The 24,327-nt window shown below is 71.3% G+C and carries 18 protein-coding genes and 1 pseudogene; 10 read left to right on the forward strand and 9 right to left on the reverse strand.

All coding sequences use genetic code 11. The features are described from left to right. Window positions 1-38 precede the first annotated feature (38 nt). Both ABZX96_RS29755 and ABZX96_RS29760 read right to left on the reverse strand, forming a co-directional pair. Window positions 39-1,289: pseudogene (locus tag ABZX96_RS29755) on the reverse strand (lipase family protein); the annotation flags it as partial. Window positions 1,290-1,418: 129 nt separating this feature from the next. Further along, window positions 1,419-2,030 (reverse strand): helix-turn-helix domain-containing protein, encoded by a 612-nt coding sequence (locus ABZX96_RS29760; protein WP_355550342.1) that lies wholly within the window; start codon window positions 2,028-2,030, stop codon window positions 1,419-1,421. Window positions 2,031-2,497: 467 nt separating this feature from the next. Between ABZX96_RS29760 and ABZX96_RS29765 the strand changes: the two genes are divergently transcribed. Then, window positions 2,498-3,274, forward strand: a complete 777-nt coding sequence (locus tag ABZX96_RS29765) for an SDR family oxidoreductase (RefSeq protein WP_355550343.1) — start codon at window positions 2,498-2,500, stop codon at window positions 3,272-3,274. Window positions 3,275-4,065: 791 nt separating this feature from the next. Here the strand turns inward: ABZX96_RS29765 and ABZX96_RS29770 are convergent. The 4 genes from ABZX96_RS29770 to ABZX96_RS29785 form a co-directional block, all read right to left on the reverse strand. Then, window positions 4,066-4,401 carry an SH3 domain-containing protein gene (locus tag ABZX96_RS29770; RefSeq protein WP_355550344.1) on the reverse strand — a complete coding sequence of 112 codons (336 nt, stop codon included), beginning with the start codon at window positions 4,399-4,401 and terminating at the stop codon, window positions 4,066-4,068. A 460-nt stretch (window positions 4,402-4,861) separates the two neighbouring features. Further along, window positions 4,862-5,665 carry a DeoR/GlpR family DNA-binding transcription regulator gene (locus ABZX96_RS29775; protein WP_355550345.1) on the reverse strand — a complete coding sequence of 268 codons (804 nt, stop codon included), beginning with the start codon at window positions 5,663-5,665 and terminating at the stop codon, window positions 4,862-4,864. A gap of 38 nt (window positions 5,666-5,703) precedes the next feature. After that, complete coding sequence (locus ABZX96_RS29780) at window positions 5,704-6,585, reverse strand: class II fructose-bisphosphate aldolase (RefSeq protein WP_355550347.1); 882 nt, start codon at window positions 6,583-6,585, stop codon at window positions 5,704-5,706. A gap of 123 nt (window positions 6,586-6,708) precedes the next feature. Beyond that, on the reverse strand, window positions 6,709-7,614 hold the full coding sequence (locus ABZX96_RS29785) for an SIS domain-containing protein (protein WP_355550348.1): 906 nt from the start codon (window positions 7,612-7,614) through the stop codon (window positions 6,709-6,711). Window positions 7,615-7,907: 293 nt separating this feature from the next. On the opposite strand from ABZX96_RS29785, the gene ABZX96_RS29790 reads away from it, so the two are divergent. Next, window positions 7,908-9,311, forward strand: coding sequence for a sugar porter family MFS transporter (locus tag ABZX96_RS29790; protein WP_355550350.1), 1,404 nt, complete (start codon window positions 7,908-7,910; stop codon window positions 9,309-9,311). Between the two features lie 180 nt (window positions 9,312-9,491). Here the strand turns inward: ABZX96_RS29790 and ABZX96_RS29795 are convergent, their stop codons facing one another. Beyond that, entirely contained in the window at window positions 9,492-9,791 is a 300-nt protein-coding gene (locus ABZX96_RS29795) for a YciI family protein (protein ID WP_355550352.1), read from the reverse strand. Window positions 9,792-9,957: 166 nt separating this feature from the next. Between ABZX96_RS29795 and ABZX96_RS29800 the strand changes: the two genes are divergently transcribed. From ABZX96_RS29800 to ABZX96_RS29810, 3 genes are all read left to right on the forward strand, one after another. Next, window positions 9,958-10,683, forward strand: a complete 726-nt coding sequence (locus ABZX96_RS29800; protein WP_355550354.1) for an endonuclease V — start codon at window positions 9,958-9,960, stop codon at window positions 10,681-10,683. A 358-nt stretch (window positions 10,684-11,041) separates the two neighbouring features. Continuing rightward, window positions 11,042-11,971 carry a dihydrodipicolinate synthase family protein gene (locus ABZX96_RS29805; protein ID WP_355550356.1) on the forward strand — a complete coding sequence of 310 codons (930 nt, stop codon included), beginning with the start codon at window positions 11,042-11,044 and terminating at the stop codon, window positions 11,969-11,971. Window positions 11,972-12,024: 53 nt separating this feature from the next. Next, window positions 12,025-13,602, forward strand: coding sequence for a sialate:H+ symport family MFS transporter (locus tag ABZX96_RS29810; protein ID WP_355550358.1), 1,578 nt, complete (start codon window positions 12,025-12,027; stop codon window positions 13,600-13,602). Between the two features lie 105 nt (window positions 13,603-13,707). On the opposite strand, the gene ABZX96_RS29815 is transcribed toward ABZX96_RS29810, so the two are convergent. Further along, window positions 13,708-14,463 (reverse strand): MgtC/SapB family protein, encoded by a 756-nt coding sequence (locus ABZX96_RS29815; protein ID WP_355550359.1) that lies wholly within the window; start codon window positions 14,461-14,463, stop codon window positions 13,708-13,710. A 534-nt stretch (window positions 14,464-14,997) separates the two neighbouring features. Between ABZX96_RS29815 and ABZX96_RS29820 the strand changes: the two genes are divergently transcribed. From ABZX96_RS29820 to ABZX96_RS29835, 4 genes are all read left to right on the forward strand, one after another. Further along, window positions 14,998-16,125, forward strand: coding sequence for a CaiB/BaiF CoA-transferase family protein (locus ABZX96_RS29820; RefSeq protein WP_355550361.1), 1,128 nt, complete (start codon window positions 14,998-15,000; stop codon window positions 16,123-16,125). Between the two features lie 91 nt (window positions 16,126-16,216). Then, window positions 16,217-17,359, forward strand: coding sequence for an acyl-CoA dehydrogenase family protein (locus tag ABZX96_RS29825; RefSeq protein WP_355550363.1), 1,143 nt, complete (start codon window positions 16,217-16,219; stop codon window positions 17,357-17,359). 91 nt (window positions 17,360-17,450) lie between these two features. After that, window positions 17,451-18,665 carry an acetyl-CoA C-acetyltransferase gene (locus tag ABZX96_RS29830; RefSeq protein ID WP_355550365.1) on the forward strand — a complete coding sequence of 405 codons (1,215 nt, stop codon included), beginning with the start codon at window positions 17,451-17,453 and terminating at the stop codon, window positions 18,663-18,665. 29 nt (window positions 18,666-18,694) lie between these two features. Further along, complete coding sequence (locus ABZX96_RS29835) at window positions 18,695-20,869, forward strand: 3-hydroxyacyl-CoA dehydrogenase NAD-binding domain-containing protein (protein WP_355550367.1); 2,175 nt, start codon at window positions 18,695-18,697, stop codon at window positions 20,867-20,869. A 186-nt stretch (window positions 20,870-21,055) separates the two neighbouring features. On the opposite strand, the gene ABZX96_RS29840 is transcribed toward ABZX96_RS29835, so the two are convergent. Then, the gene (locus ABZX96_RS29840; RefSeq protein WP_355550369.1) at window positions 21,056-21,793 is read right to left on the reverse strand and encodes a MerR family transcriptional regulator; all 738 of its coding nucleotides are present in this window, start codon (window positions 21,791-21,793) and stop codon (window positions 21,056-21,058) included. Between the two features lie 484 nt (window positions 21,794-22,277). Between ABZX96_RS29840 and ABZX96_RS29845 the strand changes: the two genes are divergently transcribed. After that, a complete protein-coding gene (locus tag ABZX96_RS29845; RefSeq protein WP_355550371.1) occupies window positions 22,278-23,783 on the forward strand; it encodes an amino acid permease in 1,506 nt (501 codons plus the stop codon). Window positions 23,784-24,327 lie beyond the last annotated feature (544 nt).

Here is a 24,327-nt window from a genome sequence, read left to right on the forward strand (position 1 = left end):
ACGGCGGTGCCGCGCCGGCAGTACTCCTTCTTCAGCGCGACGGCCTGGCCGAGCGGCAGGATCTCGTCGGCCTGCCCGTGGTACTGGTACACCGGCGCCTTGATCTTCCGCGTTCCGAGGTCCTGCGCCTCCAGCGCCTCCCCGACCGACGGGATCGCCATCAGCTCCTCCAGCGACTTCCCGCCGTTGGTGAACTCCGCGATGTCCTTGTTGGCGTAGTCGAAGAGCGTCTCGAAGACGCATTTCTTCCGGGCGTCCTCGACGGCGGCACGCCCCTGGTCGTTGACGAGCTGGTCGAACGGGATCTTGTCGGGGTACTCCGCCGCGAGCCCGACGACGCCCTGCAAGAGGAACGACGCCCCGGCGCTGCCGTTCAGATAACGGGCGGACGCCTTGAAGTCGGCCGGTACCCCGCCGGTGGCCACCCCGGCGAGGTGCAGCGAACCGGCGTACTCCGGCTGGATCTCACCGGCCCAGGCGGCGGACTGCCCGCCCTGCGAGTAGCCCCAGACCGCCGTGCGGGCCTTGGGATCCAGCCCGGAATCCGGTACGCGGAAGGCGGCCAGCGCGGAGTCCAGCACGGCGTTGCCCTGCGAACGCCCGGCGAGATAGGTGGGCGTCCCTTCCCGGTATCCGGCGTAGTCCGGGACGACGACGGCCCAGTTCTTCCTGAGCAGCGCCGCGACGTTGGCCGCCTCGTAATCCGTCCCGGCCGCCAACTGGGCGGAAGGCGCACATTTCTGCGCGAGTCCGTGCGTGCCGGGCGCGTACGCGACCAGCGGGCGACTGCCCCGGCTCCACTCGGCGACGGGCATGATCACCGTGCCGGTCACCGTGTTGGCGCGGCCCCGCGAGTCGGTCGACGCGTAGGAGATGCGCCAACCGCGGGCCGCGGGGGCGGCCGGACCAAGATCCACCGCGGTCGGCGCGTGGCTGAGCAACGTGCCGTGGTCGGGGGCTGTGCCCGCGGCTGCCGCGCCGGGCGCCACGAGGCCCGCGCCCGCGACCGCCAGCGGCAACAGCGCCGCCGCCGTGCGTCTGAGCAGGAGATTCACGGAAGACCTCCGATGCTGCGTGGGTGACGAGCGGTACTTACTCGAAAGTAAGATACCGACGGTAACCCTTGGCTGACAGCCCTTCGGAGGTGGTGATGGGGTGGGAGGGGATCGTGGCGAGGGGGCGAATCGACGAGACCGACGGAAGACCTGTGCGCCATAAGCAGTCGCACTCGGCACTCGGCGCTGCTCCGGCTTCTCGCCGGATGCGGCGACTCCGTACGGCTGCCTCATACGGCAGTTCCCCGCGGCGGCCTCGTACGGCAGCGTGGCCCGACCATCCCATGGGGCAGCCAACCCCGCTGCTCCACACGGTTGCGGTCCGTTCGACGCGGCAACTCACCCGCCCCGCGGCTCCGCCCCTCACCCCCGCCCGAGCTCGTCGATCCGCAGATAGGTCATCGCCCGCCGGACCAGGTCGCCGAGTTCGTCCGGCTCCTCCTGCCAGGCCCAGTGCTCCGTCGCCGTGCTGATCGCCTCCATGAGCGCGGCGGCCAGCAGGCGGGCTTCGAGGTCGTCGGTGGCACCTGCCGACCGGGTGACGAGGGCGTGCGCGAGCCGGTCCCGCATCTCGCGACCGGCGGCCAGCCAGCGCATCCGGACGGCCGGGACGGTGGTCATGATGCGGACGAGCCGCCGGGCGCCGTCGACATCGGCCGACCGCGGCTCGGGCATGGACGTGCCGAACGTCGCCGGCACGGCGGCGGTCAGCGGCTCGTCGTGCGGGCGGTCGGCCAACCGGTCCACGAGCTCACTGATTCCCGAGACGAGGACGGGTGTCAGCGCGTCCTCCTTCGCCGCGCAGTACCGGTAGAACGTCCGCAGTGACATGCCCGTCGCCGACGCGATGTCCTCGACCGTCGTCTCGTCGTACCCCTTCTCGGCGAAGAGATGGGCGGCGGCCTCCGCGATCTCCAACCGGGTCTGCCGTCGTCGTCGTTCCGTCAGTGACGGCCGGCCTCGTGCTGCCGCCATCCCCACTCCTCGTCGCTGCTCATGGATTCGTCGCTCCTCATGGACGCGTCGTGGCGGGGCTGCCCGCACCGCACCCCAACACGCCCGCGTACAGGGACATCCGTCCCATCGGCCCCGCCGTGACACAACTTGGCACGGACCCGCGCTCCGACACAAACAGGCCTTTTGTCGCACACACCCCTACCGTCGCACCGCCCCTTATTGGCACGTCGTGACAGGAAAGATACGTTGACGTCACCCAGGTCAACCCCCCTGCGCCGAACGAGCCCCACAGCCACACGGACGCACACGCCGCCCCACCCCCGGCGCACCATACGCACACGCCGCCCCACCCCCGGGCGCACCGGACGCGTACGCCCGGCGCCCGCCCTGACGCTTCGCCACCTCGCGTGCGAGCGGCCGGGTGCCACCACCCGGCGGCTGCGCTCGACTCGGTCGGCCGGCAGGCGACAGCGAAGGAGCCGAGCATGTCCCGCACGTACCTCGTCACCGGAGCGGCCTCCGGCATAGGCCGGGCCACCGCCCTCCACCTCCGGGCGGCGGGCCACTCGGTGATCGGCGCCGACTTGGAGGGCGCCGACATCCACGCGGACCTCTCCACCGCCGAAGGGCGCGCGGAACTCGTCGCCCGCACCCGCGACCTGACCGGGGGCCGGCTCGACGCCGTGATCACCTCCGCGGGAACCGTCCGCTTCGAACCGCTCACCATCAGCGTCAACTACTTCGGAACCGTCGCCGTTCTTGAGGCCCTGCGCCCGTTGCTCGCCGCCGGAACCGACCCGCGGGCCGTGGTGATCTCCTCGGTCGCCTCCGTCCACCCGACCGACCCGGACATCGTCAAGGCGGCGCTGGACGGTGACGAGGAAGCATCCTTGGCCGCAGCGCACGCCGCCGTCGAACGAGGTGAGGGCCACCTCCTCTACGGCTCGTCCAAGAACGCCCTCGCGCGCTGGGTCCGCCGCACCGCCATCACGGAGGCCTGGGCCGGAGCGGGCATCCCCCTCAACGGCATCGCTCCCGGCACGGTCGTCACCCCCATGACCGCGCCCATGCTCGCCGACCCCGCCACCCGCCAGGTCGTCGCCGCCACCGTGCCGATGCCGCTGCGCGGCCACGCGTCTCCCGAACAGATCGCACCCCTCCTCTCCTGGTTGGCCTCACCGGAAAACACCCATGTCACCGGCCAGATCGTCTTCATCGACGGCGGCGCGGACGCCACACTGCGCGGCGACGAAACCTGGTAACGCCCGGCCCCGGCACAGACGGCCCGAAACCTCTCGGCCCTCGGCCACCGCCCCCCAGCCCTCGGCCCCAGCCCCGCGAAACGCGCCCTCCCGCCACCAGCTCGGACCGCCCGAGACGCAGGGTGCGGAGCACCGGACGCGGGCCGACCGTGCGGGAGTTCAGTGGTGCGGGGACGGGCGGGCCGCGCGGGAGCCCAGCGGCGCGGGGACGGACGGGTCGTGCGGGAACCCAGTGGCACGGGGGACGGGCCGTGCGGTGGCCCGGCGTGCGGGGAACGGGCCGTGCGGACTCGGTATGCGAGGCGGAGGCAGCGGAGCCCGGCTTCCCGAGGGAACCGGGACTCCGCAGACCTTCCTCCGCACGGCGGGGTGACCCCCGCCGCCCCCGGCACAGTACGGCCGCCAACACATCGGCGCCCCATCGCGGCGCCCCCACCGTCGTCCTGACACCGTTCCGGGAGATCCGGTCGCGGCGCCCCCCACCGTCGTCCTGACACCGTTCCGGGAGATCCGGTCGCGGCGCCCCCCACCGTCGTCCCGACACCGTTCCGGGAGATCCGGAGCCTGCGGACGTTCCAGCCCCTGCGGACGATTCGGGACCTGCGGCGATCCGAGACCTGCGTCGGCCCACGGCCCAGGACGGCCCGCAGAACGACCCGCACCCGCATCGGCCCGGGAAGCCCTGGACCCGCGTCGCCCCGGCGGGCCCGTTCCAGTGTCGGCCCGGGACCACGAGCGGAGCCGGGCCGATACAGGAACCCTGGAAGAGAACGGTGATCCCGGGCGGGGAATCAGCAGTCCAGGTACGCGGTGTGGATCCAGACGCCGGTGGGACCGCCCCACAGGTCACCCATCACCCAGGATCCTTCGCGCCCGTGTGCGTTGATCTTCTGCCCCTTGTTCACGGTGCCCATGACCGGGTACTGCGAGCCGGGCCCCGAACGGTAGTTGACCCCGTTGTCGTTCACGGTGCAGACGACGTCCTGGAGCGAGAAGGCTTCCGCCTGCTCGCCGGCGGTGACCGTCGCGGAGCCGCTCGGTGCGGCGATGGCGGCGGTACCGGCGCTCAGTACGAGGACGGCAGCGGCGGCGACGGCCGCCGCGAGGGTGCGAGGAGTGCGGAACATCGGAGTTCTCCTTCTCGAAAAGGTACGTGGTGGTGGAGCCCGGCCCGGACGATCGCCCGTCCTGCCACACCACGACCTTGTCCGCTGTCCACCCCCGTTCCCACCGGTTGCCCATCGCCCGTACCCAGGAGGAAACCGGGAAACCCGGCCCTACCTGCCGCGCCGCTCCAGCCGCCTCGCCCCCTCATCTGCCGCGTCCGCCGCATCCCCGCACCGCGCGACCGCCGGGTCCGGGTCGGGGGCGGGGCCGGGGCCGGGGACACTCGGACACTTCCCGTGTGCGTGTGCCGCGTGCACTCCGCCGCCCGCACCGAAGCCCGCAGCCCCATGTGCAACCGACCGTCCCTTACCGAAACCCGCAGCCCGGTGTGCAACCACCCGTCCCTTACCGCGTCAGCCGACCCGCATCCCGATGGCGTCCCTGGCATCCCTCCTCTCAGTCCTCTCAGTCGCCGTCCTCTCAGTCATCGTCCACGGGACGAGCCGCCACCACCTTCAACCCCCGGTCCGTGAACTCGCGCCGGGTCGCCTCCTTCGCTCCGCTGTCCGTGATCAGCGTGTCGAAGACGTCCGCGTCCCCGACCCGGGCGAAGCACCGCTCGCCGATCTTGGACGAGTCCGCGACGACCACGGCCCGACGGGCCCGCTCGGCCATGAGCCGGTTGACCCGTGCCTCCCCTTCGTCGTGCACCGTGACGCCCATCGTCGGATCGATGCCGTTGGCTCCGATGAAGGCGATGTCGAGCGAGATCTGCTGGAGCACCAGTTCGCTGAACGGGCCGACGAGCTCGAACGACCGGGACTGTGCCACTCCACCGGTCAGCACGATCTTGATCTGCGGTCGCACCGCGAGCTCGTTGGCGATGTTCAAGGAGTTGGTGACGATCGTCAGGTGTGGCTGCGGGCCGGCCTCGGCGAAATCCGGGCGGGTGGCGAGCACCCGGGCGATCTCCGTGGTCGTGGTGCCGCCGCTCAGCCCGACCACGTGCCCCCGGTCGACCAGTCGCGCCGCGGCCTGGGCCACCGCCTGCTTCTCCGAGGTGCGATGGGCGGGCTTGTACCGGATGGGCAGGTCGTAGGCCACCGAACTGAGCACCGCGCCGCCGCGGGTCCGGGTCAGCAACTGCTGCGCCGCCAAGGCGTCCATGTCGCGGCGCATCGTGGCGGCCGAGACCTCCAGCTTGGTCGCCGCCTCCTCGACATCCACCCGGCCGAGTTCTCCGAGCAGTTCGAGCAGGGCATTCATCCGTTCATGGCGCTTCATGCCGTGAGCCTAACCGTGCGTGTTCCGGGGGTTCCCGCTCATCCGCAGGCGGGCGCCTGCGGGGCGTACTGTCCTGGTATCTCCGCTTTCGCCCCAAGGATGCCGAGCAGGCGTGCCGCCTCGCGCGCCACCGCCTCCCGCGCGGGCCTGACGTACTTCCGGGAGTCGACGAGCTCCGGCTCCCGGCCCAGCGTCTCCCGTATGGAGCCGGTGAAGACGGACACCAGATGCGTGGAGATATTGATCTTCGTCATGCCGGCGGCGATGGCTCGGCGCAGTTCCTCGTCCGGCACGCCCGAGGAACCGTGCAGGACCAGCGGGACGGGCAGCTTGGCGCGCAGCGCCGCGATCAGCTCTTTGTCCAGCACGGTCGTCCGCTCCCGCATGGCGTGCGAGGACCCCACGGCCACGGCGAGCGCGTCCACGCCCGTGGCCCGTACGAACGCCAGCGCCTCGTCCGGATCGGTGCGGGTCCCGGGGGCGTGGGCACCGTCCTTGCCGCCGACCTCGCCCAGCTCCGCCTCCACATAGACGCCACGGTCGTGGCACCAGGCGGTCAGCTCCGCGGTGGCGGCGACGTTCTCCTCGTACGGCAGCGCGGAGGCGTCCACCATCACGGAACTCACCCCGGCGTCGACGCCCTCCCGTACCAGCGCGGCATCGGTGAGGTGGTCGAGATGCACGGACACCCGGGCAGTGGACGCCTCAGCGAGGGCGAGTGTGGCGCGGGTGAGGGGGAGCAGGGCGCCGTGGTAGCGGATGCAGTTCTCGCTGATCTGGAGGATGAGCGGGGTCTCGGCGCGTTCGGCCGCGGAGACCAGCGCTTCGGCGGTTTCCAGGTGGATGACGTTGAACGCCGCGGCGCCGACGCGCGCCTCACGGGCGGCGTCCACGATCGACGAGGTGGAAACGAGGGGCATGGAACCTGACTCCCTTGGTGTGGGTCGCGGAGAGACGCATCGTCGAGGGAAGAGGGGCAGGGCTTGGGAAATCGGTGACGGGAGGTGCCCGTCGTCCCACTCGTGCCGGGGGAGCGGGGGAGGTCAGCGCTCGGCCGGGGGCTGGAGCATGACCGAGCGGGTCAGGCTGCGCGGGTGGTCCGGATCGAGCCCGCGGGCCTGGGCGCGGGCCAGTGCGATCCGCTGGACCAGCACCAGATCGGCCAGCGGGTCCCTCGCGTGGCGCACGAACCGGGCGCCGGTGCGCGTGACCTCCTCCTCCAGCCCTTCCGGTGCCTGCCCGAACAACCAGGTCACACGCCCGGGGGCGGCTATGGAGATCGGGCCGTGGCGGTACTCCATGGCGGGGTAGGACTCCGTCCAGCTCTGCGAAGCCTCACGCATCTTCAAGGCCGCCTCGTTGGCCAGACCGACGGTCCAGCCGGTGCCGAGGAAGGAGAACTGCTCGGCCGTCACCCATTCCTCGTCGACGGGCGCGGACAGCGCCTCCCGTGCGTCGCGTACCGCGCCGGTGAGGTCCTCGCCCAGGTGCGCACGGAAGAGGGCGAGCGCGGTGGTGGCGAACCGGGTCTGCACCACGGACTTCTCGTCGGCGAACGGCAGGGTCACCGTCCGGTCCGAGAGGTCGGCGGCCGGGGTGTCGGGGTCGCCCAGGACCGTGACCGTCGGGACGCGGCCCTTCACCTCTTCCAGGAGGCGCAGCACTTCGGTCGTGGTGCCCGAACGCGTGATGGCCACCACGACGTCGTACCGGCGGTCGTCGCCGAGAGCCGCCTCGGATGCCGCGAACGCGTCCGTCACCCCCATTCCGGCGGCCTCCCGCAGGGCCGCGTACGACTGCGCCATGAACCACGAGGTGCCGCAGCCGACGACGGCCACCCGCTGTCCCGCCGTCGGCAGCGGCGTCGACGCGGCCCCGATCCGCGCGGCCTCCTGCCAGGTCTCCGGCTGGCTGTGCAGTTCCTGCTCCATGTACGAGTTCCCGCTCATGCTCGTCCTCTCGCTTCGGTCTGCGTGATACTGCGTGCTACGACTCGCTTGCGAGCAACTCTACGCATGCCAGCCTCGCCGTTGCCATCCCTCGATCGGGCGATACTCGCACTGAGGAGCGACGAGTTGTGCGGACTACGTGCCTCAATATGGCGTTTTAAAAGGAAAATTGGTCAGCTCGGCGAAGGAGATTCAGTTACCGAAGGCAACTGTTGACACCTGCGTGAAACGCGCCGAATACTCGCATGAACAGTCAATGCAGCAAGGCCGTTCCGCCGCACAAAGGACGTTCCATGTCCACTGCAACGCTTTCTTCGCCGCCCCCCTCACCCGACCGGGCTCCCCGCCGCGCCGGACGGCTCTTCGCCCTCACCGGCGCCGTCGTCGGCGTCGTCTACGGCTACGACACCGGCAGCATCTCCGGGGCCCTGGTCTTCCTGAGCCAGGAGTTCCACCTCACCGAGGCGGAAAAAGGGCTGGTCAACAGCATTCTGGTATTTGGTTCGATCGTGGGGGCGCTGATCGGCGGGAAGGTCGCCGACGCTCTCGGCCGCAGGGTGGCCATGCTGATCGTCGCCGGTTCGTACACCGTCTTCGTCGCGCTCTCCGCGCTCGCGCCCAACGTGATCGTCCTGGACGCTGTCCGCTTCCTGCTCGGCGTCGCCATCGGCATCTCGATCGTGGCCGCCCCGCTCTACATCGCGGAATCGGCCCCCGCGCGCACCCGCGGGGCCTGCGTAGCCGCTTACCAGGTCGCGACGGTCGCCGGCATCGTCGTCACGTATTTCGTCAACTGGGGGCTGTCGGGCGGCGGGCACTGGCGCTGGATGCTCGGCCTGTCCGCCATCCCCGCCGCGCTGGTGCTGGTCCCGCTGTTCCGGCTCCCGGACACCCCGCGCTGGTACGTGCTCAAGGGCCGTACGGACAAGGCCGTCGAGGTGATGGCGATGACCGACCCGGACGCGGACCCCCGGGCGGAGACCGACGCGGTGCGGGAGGCGCTCGACCGCGAGCGCGGCGGCGCGGTACGCACGCTGGTGCACAAGCCGTACGCGCGGGCCGCGTTCTTCGTCGTCGGCCTCGGCTTCTTCTGCCAGATCACCGGCATCAACGCCGTGACGTACTACAGTCCCCAGATCTTCGAGGAGATGGGCTTCACCGGCGACGGGCAGAACTTCCTCCTGCCGTCCTTCGTCCAACTGGCCTCACTGGCCGCGACGATCCTCGCCATTCTCGTGATCGACCGTCTCGGGCGCCGGGTGGTCCTGCTGTCGGGCATCGCGACGATGGTGGCCATGCTCGCGACGCTGACGGCCGTCTTCGCCTTCGGAGACCTGCGCGGGGCCATGACGTGGGTGGGCTTCGCCGCCATCCTGCTGTTCACCGCCGCCTTCAACTTCGGCTTCGGGTCGCTGATCTGGGTCTACGCGGGCGAGGCGTTCCCCGCCCGGCTGCGTTCCACCGGCGCTTCGGCCATGCTCACCGCGGACCTGGTGGCCAATCTGCTCATCGCCCAGTTCTTCCCGTCCCTGATGGCCTGGGCTGGCGCGGCGTGGACGTTCGCGGGGCTCGGCCTCCTGGCGGTCGGCGCGCTGGTCTTCACCGCCGTCATGGCGCCCGAGACGAAGGGACGGCACCTGGAAGAGATACAGGCGTTCTGGCGCAACGGCGGTCACTGGCCGACCTCCTCCTCATGAGGCGTGCGGCCGGCCTTGTGAGGCATGCGACCGACCGCACCTCGGGAGGCGTGCGCCCAGCCGCTTCCCAGCGGACCTCGGGAAGCGCGTGGCGGGAGGACCGCGCCGCCCTGCCGGATGCCTCCCCGGCCGGCGGCCGGTCCACCTGCCGGGGAGGAACACCGCCGAAACGGCGCGTCCTCAGGAAGGAAGCTGCTCCCGGTAGCCCTCCAGAGCCGGGGCCGTCATGGTCGCCACGAACTCCGTGATCCGGTACTCGCAGACGCCCGCGAGGGTGAAGGGGTCCTCGGCCACACACCGCTCGGCCGCCGCGCGGTCCTCGAAGGTGGCGATGATGATGCCGCCGTCCCGCGGGTTCTTGCGCCCCGAGGCGAGGATGTTGCCGGCCGCGTACTGACGGCGCAGCCACTCGACATGGTCGGGCAGTGCGGCGTCGACGCGCTCCAGAGGAGCGGTGTAGGTCAGTTCCAGTATGAACATGTGGTCATTCTAGGCGGTCACGCCGTGCTCGCCGTGCTGCTCATCGACGGGAACTGGCAGGTCACAGCGGGTTTTCGGGGAAAACGACGGGTTTTTTGGGGAGGGAGGAGAGAGAGCGGGGGCGCAGCGGTCGGCGCGGAGGCGGCTCGATAGCGTGGGCGCCACCATGAACGACTCCCACACGACCTCCCTCCGCGAGGAACTGCGCCGCTGGCCCACCGACGAAGCCGCGGCGCGCGCGGTCCAGGACCGGCTGCGTCCGTCGGTCCGTCTGGACGAACCCGGCCCCGAGCCGGGGTTCGCCGGGACCGTCGTGGGGGTGGACGTCGCCTACGACGACGAGCGTGACGTCGTGGCCGCCGCGGCGGTGGCGCTGGACGCCCGTACGCTCGCGGTCCTGGACCAGGCCACCGCCGTGGGGCGCGTCTCCTTCCCGTACGTCCCCGGCCTCCTCGCCTTCCGCGAGATCCCGACCGTTCTGGCCGCCCTCGACCGGCTGGCCCGCACCCCCGACCTGGTGGTCTGCGACGGCTACGGCCTCGCCCACCCCCGCCGCTTCGGGCTCGCCAGCCATCTCGGCGTCCTCACCGGCCTGCCCACCATCGGGGTCGCCAAGAATCCCTTCACCTTCGCCTACCAGCCCCCGGGCGACGAGCGCGGTGCCACCTCCCCGCTGCTGGACCGAGGGGACGGTGAGCACGCCGCCGGTGAGGAGGTGGGCCGGGCGCTGCGCACCCAGAAGGGCGTCAAACCGGTCTTCGTCTCCGTCGGCCATCGGGTCGGTCTTGATCAGGCCTGTGCGCTCACGCTCCACCTCTCGCCCACTTACCGGCTTCCGGAGACGACGCGGGCCTCCGACTCCCTGTGCCGCCGCGCGCTGTCGAGTGTGTGAGAGCGACGCGCCGTCAACTGTGTGGGAAGGAGAGGGCCGGGCAGCCTCGCTGAGCAGGTGAGTCGTCCTGGTGACCGGCCACGTCCCGGCGGATTCCCGGATCAGACCGCAAGCCCGCCCGGACGGAACGCCGCCTCGACCGGGCGCTCTGCTGGTCTCGCGGCCAGGCGGTCCGCCTTCGGCCGGACGCTCTGCCGTCCTCCCGGCCGGCGACGCCGGGCCGGTCGCCGGTATTGACACGTTCGCATGGCTGGGCGACATTCAGCCCACAGACAGGACGTCCAATGTCCGGATTGGCGCATATGGTGCCCATGCCCGCTCTTTCCGCTGGGCCCGTACGGCAGAAAGCTGGTCCTCGATGCCCCTCCCCACGCCGTTGACCGGCGTCGTTCCCCCACTGTGCACGCCGCTGACTCCCGACGGTCAGGTGGACACCCGCTCCCTGACCGCGCTCACCCATCGCCTGATGGACGCCGGGGCCAGTGGCCTGTTCGTCCTGGGCTCCAGTGGGGAGGTGCCCTATCTGTCCGATGACCAGCGGCGCACGGTCATCGAGACGGTGGTCGACGCGGTCTCCGGACGGTTGCCCGTCCTGGCCGGGGTCATCGACACGGCGACGGCCCGCACACTGGATCACGCGCGGACGGCCCGCCGCCTCGGGGTGGACGCCATCGTGGCGACGGCGCCCTTCTACACGCGCACCCACCCCGCGGAGATCGCCGATCACTTCACCCGGTTGCGCGACGGTTCCCAACTGCCGCTTTTCGCATACGACATCCCCATGGCCGTCCACACCAAGCTGCCCGCGGACACGGTGCTGGACCTGGCCGCGAACGGTGTCCTGGCCGGGCTGAAGGACAGCAGTGGCGATGACGGCGCGCTGCGGCGGCTGCTGGTGCGGGCCCGAGCGGCGCATCCGGGGTTCTCCGTGCTCACGGGTTCGGAACTGTCCGTGGACGGCGCGCTCCTGGCCGGTGCGCACGGAGTGGTGCCGGGGCTGGGCAACGTCGATCCGCACGGTTACGTACGGCTGTACGAGCACGCCAGGGCCGGCCGCTGGCGGGAGGCCGCCGCGGAGCAGGACCGGCTCGCCGCGCTGTTCGCCATGACAGACGTCGGCGCGGAGGCGGTGATGGGCCGCAACGCGTCCGCCCTCGGGGCCTTCAAGGCAGCGCTCCACCTGCTCGGCGTCTTCGCGAGCCCGGCCACCGCCGCGCCGCAGGTCCCGCTCGACGACTCCGCCGTCAAGACCGTCCGCCGGCTCCTGGAAGAGGCCGGTCTGCTGTGAGCCCCGGCGCGGACGGCGCTCCTCCTCAGGAACCGGGTCTGCCTCAGGAGCGCATGACGGAACCGGTCGTCCCCAGGGTGACCGATACGGAACCGGCCTTCCCGAAGGCGACCGGTACGGAACCGGCCCTCCCGGGGGTGACCGGTACGGAACCGGCCCTCCCGAAGGTGACCGGCAAGGAGGAACACCCCCCGGGAAGCGTCCGGTGGTACCGCGAGGTGTCGCCGCGCCAGTGGAGGTCCATGGCCGCGGCCTGGCTCGGCTACCTCCTGGACGGGTTCGACTTCGTCCTCATCACCTTGGTGCTGACCGAGATCGCCGCCGAGTTCCGGCTGGCGACGACCACCGCCGCCTCCCTGGTCTCCGCCGCCTTCATCACCCGGTGGCTGGGCGGTGCGCTCCTGGGTGCCCTGGGCGATCGTCACGGCCGCAAACCCGCCATGATCCTGAGCATCCTGCTCTACTCGCTCGGGACCTTCGCGTGCGGGTTCGCCTGGGACTACACCAGCCTGTTCGTCGCCCGGCTGGTGATCGGCCTCGGCATGGCGGGGGAGTACAGCACGAGTGCGACGTACGTCCTGGAGAGCTGGCCCGTCCGCATGCGCAACCGGGCGTCGGGCTTCCTGATATCCGGTTACGCGGGCGGCACGGTGGTCGCGGCCGAGCTCTACAAGTGGGTGGTGCCCCACTGGGGGTGGCGCTGGCTGTTCTGGATCGGGGTGCTCCCCGTTCTCGTCGCCGTCTGGGTGCGGCGGTCGCTGCCGGAGACCGACGACTGGCACGCCGGTGTACGCGCGCCCGGGCACCGGCCGAACCCCTTCCGCCCGCTGTTCACCGGGCGGGCGCGCCGCCGCCTCAACGCGGGGGCCGCGCTGGTGGCCACCGGCGCGCTGTTCTGTGTCTTCACACCGGTCGGTGCGGGGCAGGTTCCCTGGCTCGCGGCACTCGCGGCGCTGTGCCTGATCGGCTTCGCCGTCCAACTCGGCGGCAGACGCCGCTGGGTGCTCTACGTGTCCTTGATGGTGACCGTCTTCTGCGCCTTCCTCTACAGCTGGCCCATCCAGGCGCTGCTGCCGACCTATGTGAAGACCGAACTCGGCTACACGCCCTCCGAGGTCACCGACGTGATGCTGTACGCGGGGCTCGGCACGATGGCCGGATGCTGGCTGGCGGGGTTCGTTGGCGACCGCTTCGGGACGCGGCGCGCCTACGCCGGCACGCTGCTGGCCTCGCTCGGCTTCGTCTTCCCGGTCTTCGCCGTGCGCGACAGCCTGTGGGGGCTCGGTGCGCTGCTGTTCGTACTGCTGGCGCTCAGCCAGGGCATCTCCGGCATCCTGCCGAAGTACATCGCCGGTCACTTCCCGACCGAAAACCGAGCGGCTTCGCTCGGGTTCGTCTACAACGTGGGCGCGTTGGGCGGGGCGGTGGCCCCCGTCCTGGGTGCCCGGCTCGCGGAGGGGATGCCGCTCGGCCGGGCGCTGGCCGTCCTGACCTTCGGGCTGACGCTGGTGGTCGTCCTTCTGGTCGGCGGCAACGTTCCCCAGCGCCTGGCCCGCCTGCTGGACCGTGACCTCCCCGATGACCACCTGCTGCCGGGAAAGCGCCGGGCAGCCGCCGACGCGCCCTCGTGACGGGCCGGGGCGTCACGCGCCCGGCGATCCGATCCGACCGGCTCCGGACGCGCGCCGTCACCTGTCGGCGCGTCCCGGGACGTCGCGGAGTCGTTGAGACAGCGCTCATTCCGTACTGTCCGTGTGCCGTACCAGCGTGACCCTGCGCACGCCGTCCATTTCCGCCAGTTCCTCCAGCAACGTGTTCGCGGGCGCCCGGCCCTCCAGGCAGAGCAAGATCTCGGAGGTCGTCCGGTCGTCCGTCTGATCGCGATCGTGCGTGTCGGCCTCGACCCGGACGTCGGTCACCTGGAAACCGCGGCGGGTGCACAACTCCAGGGCCTGCCCCAGGAACCCCGGTTGCCGGTGGTGGGCCAGACGCAGTTCCACGCGTTCCGGGGAGACGGAGGAAAGCAGGCGTTCGGTCACCTTCGGGAAGCCGCGGACCACGAGGAAGTGCACCGCCGTGGCGCCGATGGCCAGCAGGATCAGGCCGCCGCCGCAGGCCATGCCGATGGCGCAGGTCAGCCAGACGGTGGCGGCCGTCGTCAGTCCACGTACCGCGTCCTTCTTGACGAAGATCAGTCCGCCGCCGATGAAGCCGATGCCCGACACGATCTGCGCGGCGACCCGGGAGGGATCGAGCGTGGCCCCGTCGGTGCCGAGCAGCGCGCTGAAGCCGTGTACCGACACCTCCATGAACAGGGCGCTGCCCACCCCGACCAGGGTGTGCGTGCGCAGGCCGGCGCTCTTCTGCCGTACCTCCCTCTCCAGACCGATGAGTGAGGAGAGCAACAGCGCCATGGCCAGCTCGGCGAACTGCCGCGTCCCTTGACCGGCGTGGAACTCGAACAGCGGGGCGGCGAGGTCTGTGTGCGACATGTCCCTATTGTTCATCGAGAGGTGATGTGTGACGGCTGGTCACGCGCCGCCTGCGAGCCGTTGTCAGTGGCCCCCGCTAGCGTGGTTCGCGATGGCGGGACCGGCGGAAACGTCTGGGGAGACGGTGGCGGGCCACGGTCCCGCGGCCGACCGCGGCGAGACGGAGGGGCGATGGTGAAGAGGGCGGTGAGGACGAAGTCGCTCGCGGCGTGGCGCTGTGCGCGCCCCGTGTGCGGCGTCCGGCCGAAGGCCGGCACCCGGTCGTCCGGCGTGGGGCACCGCAGGTCCGGGGGAGCGGTGCGCCGGTGCCGGTCCATATCCGGTGGGAGGTTCGTCGCCGGGTGGGGCGGGGGTCGCTGACGCGCGGAGGACGCGGCATGTGAGGGCCCGTGGCGGCGATGGGAAGCGACCTCGCCGCCACGGGCCCTTGTCTGTCGGGCACTTGGGCCGGGGGGCTTGTGGAGAGTGGAACACGTTCTTAACATCACGAGTGTTACATCAGTAGTGTCACAGTGGCGGAGCGCTGGGGGATCGATGGCAGGGACAGGGCACGGTCCGCTGAGCGGCGTGCGGGTGGTGGAGCTCGCAGGCATCGGCCCCGGCCCCTTCGCGGCGATGCTGCTGGGCGACCTCGGCGCCGACGTCGTACGGGTCGACCGGCCCGGCGGCGCCGGGCTCGGCGTCGATCCGGCCCACGACGTCACCAACCGCAACAAGCGCTCGGTGCTCGTCGATCTCAAGGCCCCGGACGGGCCGGGCCGGGTGCTGGAGCTGGCCGAACGCGCGGACGTGCTGATCGAGGGCTACCGCCCCGGCGTCGCCGAGCGCCTGGGGGTCGGCCCGGGCCCCTGCCTGGAGCGCAACCCGCGGCTGGTCTACGCGCGGATGACGGGCTGGGGCCAGGAGGGCCCGCTCGCCACCACGGCCGGGCACGACATCGACTACATCGCCGTCACGGGCGCCCTCGGGATGATCGGCCCGGCCGACGGCCCGCCCGTCGTCCCGGCCAACCTCCTGGGGGATTACGCGGGCGGTTCGCTCTATCTGGTCGTCGGCGTCCTCGCCGCCCTCCACCACGCCCGGAGCGACGGGGGAGGCGGCCAGGTGGTGGACGCGGCGATCGTCGACGGGACGTCTCATCTGACAGCCATGATCCACGGCATGCTGTCCGCCGGCGGCTGGCAGGACCGGCGTGGCGCCAACCTCCTGGACGGCGCGGCGCCGTTCTACGGCACGTACGAGACCGCCGACGGCGGCCACGTGGCCGTGGGGGCGCTGGAAGGGCGCTTCTACGAGGAGTTCGTCCGGCTGCTGGGCGTCGCCGACGACCTGCCCGACCGCGACGACCCCGGGTCCTGGACGGCCCTGCGCACCGCTGTCGCCGCCGCCTTCAAGACCCGGACCCGGGACGAGTGGACGGCCGTCTTCGCGGGGTCGGACGCGTGTGTGGCACCTGTGCTCTCCTTGCGGGAGGCGCCCGCGCACCCGCACCTGGCCGCCCGCGGGACCTTCACCGAGCACGCCGGGATCACCCAGCCCGCGCCCGCGCCGCGGTTCTCCCGCACACCCGGTGCCCTGCGGCGCCCGCCCGCCCTGCCGGGCGCGGACACCGAAGAGGTCGCCCGCGACTGGCAGGTCCCCGCCCTGATATCCGGCTCCTGACCGCACCGCCCCGTCCGGCGGGACGCCCGTGGGCCCCGCCGCCGTACCGCACGCGACCGCCGAGCACCGGCTCCGAGGAGGGCCCGTACCCATGAAGCGCCAGATCTTCTCCGCGGAGCACGACGCCTTCCGGGAGACCGTCCGCACCTTCCTGACCAAGGAGGTGTCGCCGCACTACGAGCAGTGGGAGAAGGACGGCATCGTCAGCCGCGACGCCTGGCGCGCGGCGGGCAAGCAGGGGCTGCTCGGGCTCGCCGTCGAGGAGGAGTACGGCGGCGGGGGCACCGCGGACTTCCGCTTCAGCGCCGTGCTCGCCGAGGAGTTCACCCGGGCCGGCGCCGCCGGGCTCGCGCTCGGGCTGCACAACGACATCGTGGGCCCGTACCTGACCCAGCTCGCCACCGACGAGCAGAAGCGGCGCTGGCTGCCCGGTTTCTGCTCGGGCGAGACGATCACCGCCATCGCCATGACCGAGCCGGGCGCCGGCTCCGACCTCCAGGGCATCCGCACGGCCGCGGAGGACCGGGGCGATCACTGGCTGATGAACGGTTCCAAGACCTTCATCTCCAACGGCATCCTCGCCGACCTCGTCATCGTCGTCGCCAAGACCACTCCCGAAGGCGGCGCCCACGGCCTGAGCCTGCTGGTGGTCGAGCGCGGCATGGAAGGGTTCGCCCGCGGGCGCAACCTGGACAAGATCGGTCAGAAGGCGCAGGACACCGCCGAACTGTTCTTCCACGACGTCCGGGTGCCCAAGGAGAACCTGCTCGGCGAGCCGAATGGGGCGTTCGTCCACCTGATGACGAATCTGGCGCAGGAGCGGATGGCCATCGCCGTGGCCGGCATCGCCGCCGCCGAGCACCTGCTGGAGATCACCACCCGGTACGTCAAGGAGCGCGAGGCGTTCGGCCGCCCGCTGGCCAAGCTCCAGCACGTCCGCTTCGAGATAGCCGAAATGGCCACCGAGTGCGCCGTCACCAGGTCGTTCGTGGACCGCTGCATCGTGGACCACGCGGCCGGGGAACTGGATGCGACACACGCCTCGATGGCCAAGTGGTGGGCGACCGAGCTCCAGAAGCGGGTCGCCGACCGCTGCCTCCAGTTGCACGGCGGCTACGGATACATGACCGAGTACCCGGTCGCCAGGGCGTTCACCGACGGCCGCATCCAGACGATCTACGGAGGCACCACCGAGATCATGAAGGAGATCATCGGCCGCTCGCTCCTCGGCTGAGCGCCCACGGCGACCGGGCCGCCTGCAGCCCCTCAAGGTCGCCCACCAGCAATGCCCCATTCCCCACCTTTGACGTGAAAGGCCGGTTGTCTTGAGTACCGAAGCGTTTGTCTACGACGCGATCCGCACCCCGCGCGGGCGCGGCAAGGCCAACGGCGCGTTGCACGGCACCAAACCCGTGGATCTCGTCGTCGGCCTCATCCACGAGTTCCGCCGCCGCTTCCCCGGCCTGGACCCGGCCGCCATCGACGACATCGTGCTCGGCGTGGTGAGCCCGATCGGCGACCAGGGCTCCGACATCGCCAAGATCGCGGCCATCGCCGCCGGCCTCCCCGACACGGTGGCGGGCGTGCAGGAGAACCGCTTCTGTGCCTCGGGCCTGGAGGCCGTCAACCTCGCGGCGGCCAAGGTCCGCTCCGGTTGGGAGGACCTGGTCCTGGCGGGTGGCGTGGAGTCGATGTCGCGGGTCCCGATGGGCTCGGACGGCGGGGCCTGGGCCATGGACCCGATGACCTCCTACGAGACGAACTTCGTCCCGCAGGGCGTCGGCGCCGACCTCATTGCCACGATCGAGGGATTCTCCCGGCACGATGTGGACTCCTTCGCGGCCCTCTCCCAGGAGCGGGCCGTCCAGGCGTGGAAGGAAGGCCGGTTCGACCGCTCCATCGTGCCCGTCCGCGACCGCAACGGCCTGGTCGTCCTGGACCGCGACGAGCACATCCGCCCCGGCACCACCGCCGAGACCCTCGCCGGGCTGAAGCCGTCGTTCGCCACGATCGGCGAGGCGGGCGGCTTCGACGCGGTAGCCCTGCAGAAGTACCACTGGGTCGAGCGGATCGACCACGTCCACCACGCGGGCAACTCCTCCGGCATCGTCGACGGTTCGGCGCTCGTCGCCATCGGGAACGCCGAGGTGGGCGAGCGGTACGGGCTCACGCCACGGGCCCGGATCGTCGCGGCGGCGGTCTCCGGCGCCGACCCGACGATCATGCTCACCGGGCCCGCCCCGGCCTCCCGCAAGGCGCTCGCCAAGGCGGGGCTGTCCATAGAGGACATCGATCTGGTCGAGATCAACGAGGCGTTCGCCGCGGTCGTGCTGCGGTTCGCCAGGGACATGGGACTGCCCCTGGACAAGATCAACGTCAACGGCGGCGCCATCGCCATGGGCCACCCGCTCGGCGCCACCGGCGCCATGATCCTCGGCACGCTCGTCGACGAACTGGAGCGCCAGGACAAGCGCTACGGCCTGGTCACCCTCTGCGTCGGCGGCGGCATGGGCGCCGCCACCATCATCGAGCGCCTCTGACCGCCCCGCCCTCATACGGAGAAGCCACAGTGAGCCAGACCACCACCATCCGCTGGGAACAGGACGAGACCGGCGTCGTCACCCTCGTCCTGGACGACCCCCGGCAGTCCGCGAACACCATGAACAGCGCGTTCGCCGCCTCCCTGGCCGCCATCGCCGACCGGCTGGAAGCCGAGCGCGAGGGGATCCGCGGCATCATCGTCACCTCCGCCAAGAAGACCTTCTTTGCCGGCGGCGACCTGCGCGACCTGATCCGCGCCACCCCTGACGACGCCCGGCGGATCTTCGAGGCGGGCAACGCCATCAAGCGCGACCTGCGCCGCATAGAGACCCTGGGCAAACCCGTCGTCGCCGCCGTCAACGGCGCCGCGCTCGGCGGCGGGTACGAGATCGCGCTCGCCTGCCACCACCGCGTCGCGCTGGACACCCCGGACACCAAGATCGGCCTGCCGGAGGTCACCCTCGGCCTCCTTCCGGGGTGCGGGGGCGTCGTGCGGACGGTGCGCCTCCTGGGCATCACCGACGCATTGCTGAAAGTGCTGCTCCAGGGGACGCAGTACAACGCCACCCGCGCCAAGGACGCCGGTCTCGTCCACGAGACCGCGGCCACCCAGGAGGAGTTGCTCGCCAAGGCACGCGCCTTCATCGACGCCAACCCCGAATCCCAACAGCCCTGGGACGTCAAGGGCTACAAGATCCCCGGCGGCACGCCCGCCCACCCCAAGTTCGCGGCGAACCTCCCGGCCTTCCCCGCCAACCTGAAGAAGCAGCTCAACGGCGCCCCCTACCCGGCGCCGCGCAACATCCTCGCCGCGGCGGTCGAGGGCTCCCAGGTGGACTTCGAGACCGCGCAGACCATCGAGTCGCGGTACTTCGTCGAACTGGCCACCAGCCAGACCGCCAAGAACATGATCCAGGCGTTCTTCTTCGACCTCCAGGCCGTCAACTCCGGCGCCAGCCGCCCCCGGGACATCGCGCCCCGCCCGGTCGAGAAGGTCGCCGTGCTCGGCGCCGGGATGATGGGCGCCGGCATCGCCTACGCGTGCGCCAAGGCGGGCATCGAGGTCGTCCTCAAGGACGTGACCCCGGAGGCGGCCCGGAAGGGGAAGGCGTACTCCGAGGGCCTGCTCGCCAAGGCGCTCGCCCGGGGCCGCACCACCGAGAGCAAGCGGGACGCCCTGCTCGCCCGCATCGCCCCGACCGCCGACCCCCAGGACGTGGCGGGCTGCGACGTGGTCATCGAGGCGGTCTTCGAGGACACCGCCCTCAAGCACCGGGTCTTCCAGGAGATCCAGGACCTGGTGGCCCCCGACGCGCTGCTGTGCTCCAACACCTCCACCCTCCCCATCACCTCCCTGGCCGAAGGGGTGACGCGGGAGCGGGACTTCATCGGGCTGCACTTCTTCTCGCCGGTCGACAAGATGCCGCTGGTCGAGATCATCAAGGGCGAGAAGACCGGCGACGAGGCGCTGGCCCGCGCCTTCGACCTGGTGCGCCGGATCCGCAAGACCCCGATCGTCGTCAACGACTCGCGCGGCTTCTTCACCTCGCGCGTCATTGGTCACTTCATCAACGAGGGCGTGGCCATGGTGGGGGAGGGCATCGACCCCGCCTCAGTCGAACAGGCCGCCGCCCAGGCCGGCTACCCCGCCAAGGTGCTGTCCTTGATGGACGAGCTGACGCTCACCCTCCCGCGCAAGATCCGCGACGAGACCCGGCGGGCGGTCGAAGCGGCCGGCGGGACCTGGCCCGGACACCCCGCGGACGGCGTCCTGGACCGGATGGTGGAGGAGTTCGGACGGACCGGCCGCAGCGGCGGCGCCGGCTTCTACGACTACGGGCCGGACGGCGAGCGCGCCGGCCTGTGGCCCGGCCTGCGGGAGCACTTCACGAAGAAGGACGCCGCGATCCCGTTCCGGGACATGCGGGAACGCATGCTCTTCGCCGAGGCGCTGGACACCGTCCGCTGCGTCGAGGAAGGCGTGCTGACCTCCGTCGCCGACGCCAACATCGGTTCGATCTTCGGTATCGGCTTCCCCGGGTGGACCGGCGGTGTTCTCCAGTACATCAACGGCTACGAGGGCGGGTTGCCCGGGTTCGTCGCCCGCGCCCGTGAGCTCCAGGAGGCATACGGGGAACGGTTCGCGCCCCCGTCGCTGCTGCTGGAGAAGGCCGAGAGGGGAGAGAAGTTCACCGACGCGTGAGCGGACGCGTGCGGGGGCGGGGCGGCCGAGGCATCCGGCTTCTTCCGCCCCCGGGCCGGTCGCGCTCTCAGGACGTGAGGTGAGAGGCGGGGCGGGGGCCACGGCGGACGGCCCGGTGCCCGCCGACGCCGGACGGCCGGTCCCCGCCGCGGTCGTCCGGCCCGTCGCCGCCTCGCATCCGCGGTGTCACCGCGTCGCGTCCCCGCCCAGCCACTCCCGCAGCTCGTCCTTCATGGAGCGCTGGAAGGCCGTGACCAGCGCCTGCACCACCAGCGGCTGCATATGGGCGGAGAGCGAGCGCATGCGGGCCCGCTCCTCCGCGTCCGGCGCGTCCTCGCGGTCCGGTTCCCACATCTCGTCCTTGAAGAGGCGACTCAGCTCCCGCGCCGCCGACCGGGTGTGTTCCAGGACGACCGTGCGGGCGGCGAGGATCGTCTCCAGCGCGATCGGGACGTCCAGCAACCGCACGCCCAGGTGCAGCAGGCCGGGATCCACCTGGAAGACGTCCGGGTCCGCCGTCCGCACCAGCACGCTCATCGCGGCCAGCCGGTCCAGGTCCTGCTCGGTCAGCGCCCGGCCGACCCGGCGCTCCAGCTGCTCCCGCGTCGCCTCCTCGGCCCGGTCCGGCAGCCAGCCGGCGACCAGGGCCCGGTGGATGGCCAGGTCGTGCGCGCTCAGGTCCGGCGGCAGCTGCTGGAGGTAGCGCTCGATGGCGGACAGCGTCATGCCCTGGTGCTGCAGCTCCTCGATCAGGGCGAGCCGGGAGAGGTGGTCGGGCCCGTAGCGGCCCACCCGGCGGGGACCGATCTCGGGGGGCGGCAGCAGCCCGCGCGTGCTGTAGAACCGGATCGTGCGGACCGTGACGCCGGCCCGCGCGGCCAGCTCGTCCACGGTCAGGCTCAGGTCGGTGGCGGGCTCACTCATGTGCAGCAGTATTGCTGTCTCACCAGTGTTGTGAAACCGGCTGGCCTGCTCGGATCGGCACCACGGGGCGGACGGGGGTCCGCCGGGCGAAGCCTCGTCGCTCCGGTCGGCGACGCGCGGGGGTGCCCCCCCGGCCGCCACGGAAGCCGTCCGGGGTCGTCGGTGGCGGGCTACCGGCCGCGGCGGCGGATCGACGACGGTCCCGGGGTGGCCATCATGGTCCACCGCCCGTCCGAACATGGTCCACCGCCCGTCCGAATCCCCCGTCTCGGTCCCCAAAACCCCCGCTTCCGCCCGCCCCACACCGAAAATTTTTGCCGCAAAACTGGACATCTCACTATGTGGAAGTCGTTGGTGTGATCCAGCGCACAGACGGGGGCGGTCTATTCGGGGAAGGTGTGCCGTCGGCCGGTCCCGCCCCACACGCATCGCGGGGCACGGCGAACAGCTCCATACGCCGGCCTGAAAGCGAGATGAACCAGCCGTGAGCACGGAAGCCGTCAAAGAAGACGCACACAGGCCGCCAGGCGGAGAGCAGGGGGCCGCCCCCCACGACGCGGGGGACGCCGGGTACAGCAAGGGCCTCAAGGGCCGGCACATCAACATGATCGCCATCGGCGGCGCGATCGGCACCGGGCTCTTCCTGGGTGCGGGCGGTCGCCTCGCCTCCGCCGGGCCCGCGCTGGCCGTGGCGTACGCGGTTTGCGGCCTGTTCGCGTTCTTCGTGGTGCGGGCCTTGGGCGAACTGGTGCTGCACCGCCCGTCCTCCGGCTCGTTCGTCTCCTACGCCCGGGAGTTCCTGGGGGAGAAGGGCGCGTACGTCGCCGGCTGGATGTACTTCGTGAACTGGTCGACGACCGGTATCGCCGACATCACGGCCATCGCGCTCTACACCCACTACTGGAGTCTGTTCACCAGCATTCCCCAATGGGTGATGGCGCTCATCGCGCTCGCGGTGGTGCTGGCGGTGAACCTGATCTCGGTGAAGATCTTCGGCGAGCTGGAGTTCTGGTTCGCGATCATCAAGGTCGCGGCCCTGGTCGTCTTCATGTTCATCGGCATCTTCCTGCTGGCCACGCAGCACCCCGTGGACGGTCAGGCCCCCGGGCTGCACATGATCACCGATCACGGCGGCCTCTTCCCGTCCGGGCTGCTGCCGGTGGTGATCGTGCTCCAGGGCGTGGTCTTCGCCTACTCCGCCGTCGAACTGGTGGGCGTCACCGCAGGCGAGACCAGCGAGCCCGAGAAGGTCGTGCCCAAGGCCGTCAACTCCATCATGTGGCGGGTGGGCGTCTTCTACGTCGGCTCGGTGATCCTGCTCGCCATGCTGCTGCCGTGGGACAAGTACAGCGGCAAGGAGAGCCCCTTCGTGACGGTGCTCTCCAACGTCGGGGTGCCGTACGCCGGTGACGTGATGAACCTGGTCGTGCTCACCGCCGCCATGTCCAGCCTGAACTCCGGTCTCTACTCGACCGGCCGCATCCTGCGCTCCATGTCGATGGCGGGCTCCGCGCCGAAGTTCACCAGCCTGATGAACCGCAACCAGGTGCCCTACGGCGGCATCATGCTCACGTCGGCGGTGTGCGTGCTGGGCGTCGGGCTGAACTACCTGCTGCCCGACGAGGCGTTCGAGATCGTGATCAACATCGCGGCGCTGGGCATCATCAGCACCTGGGTCACGATCATGATCTGCCACATGGTGTTCGTCCGCCGGGCGAAGGCCGGGCTGGTGCGCCGGCCGCACTTCAGGCTGTGGTGGACGCCGGTCACCGACGTGGCCACCATCGCCTTCCTGCTCGGCGTCATCGTCCTCATGGCGTTCGACGACGAAGGCCACGCCGTGGGACAGAAGACCGTGCTGATGCTGCCCATCCTCGCGGTGCTGCTGGTCGCCGGCTGGTTCGTGGTGCGCGGCCGGGTCAACCGGATCGCGGCCGAGCGGCCGGACGCGGGCGACGCGGAGGGCTCAAAGTCCCCGGCCCGGAAGTGACCGGACGGGGCCAGGCCCCGGGAACCGCGCCTTGAGCGCGGGGACCGGAACGGCGGGTGACCAGGCAGGCCTCGCGGCGGCGCCCGGTCACCCGCCGTTCGTCGTGCGTGGGGGGTTCCGTGGGTCCGCCCGGGCCGTTCGTCGTGCGGGTGGGGGTTTCCGCGCGTCCGCCCGGGCCGTTCGACGTTCCGGTGTGTGGCGGTGGCCCGTGGCTCCGCCTGGTCCGGCAGCCGTGCCGATGCGGGGTGTCGGCCGGTCCGTCCGCCTCGACCGATCCCCGTGCCCGGCCCCGGCCGATGGTCGGTGCCCGGCCGGTTGTCAGTGCCTGGCCCTAGCGTGGGGGCATGGCTGAGACGAGGTACGTCACGGGGGACGCCACCGCACCGCGGGGGAGGGGCGCCGCGCATGTCGTGTGCGCGAGGCTCCGGGGGCCGAGGGGCTCCGGCGGAGTACGCGTACGAGGCGCGCCACGGGGTACGCCCCGGGGGCCGACCGGAGGCCGCACCACCCGGACGGGCCCGCCGCGCCACCGGGGTGACGGCGG

It is taken from the genome of Streptomyces sp. NPDC003077 (assembly GCF_040611095.1).
Taxonomy (GTDB): Bacteria; Actinomycetota; Actinomycetes; order Streptomycetales; family Streptomycetaceae; genus Streptomyces.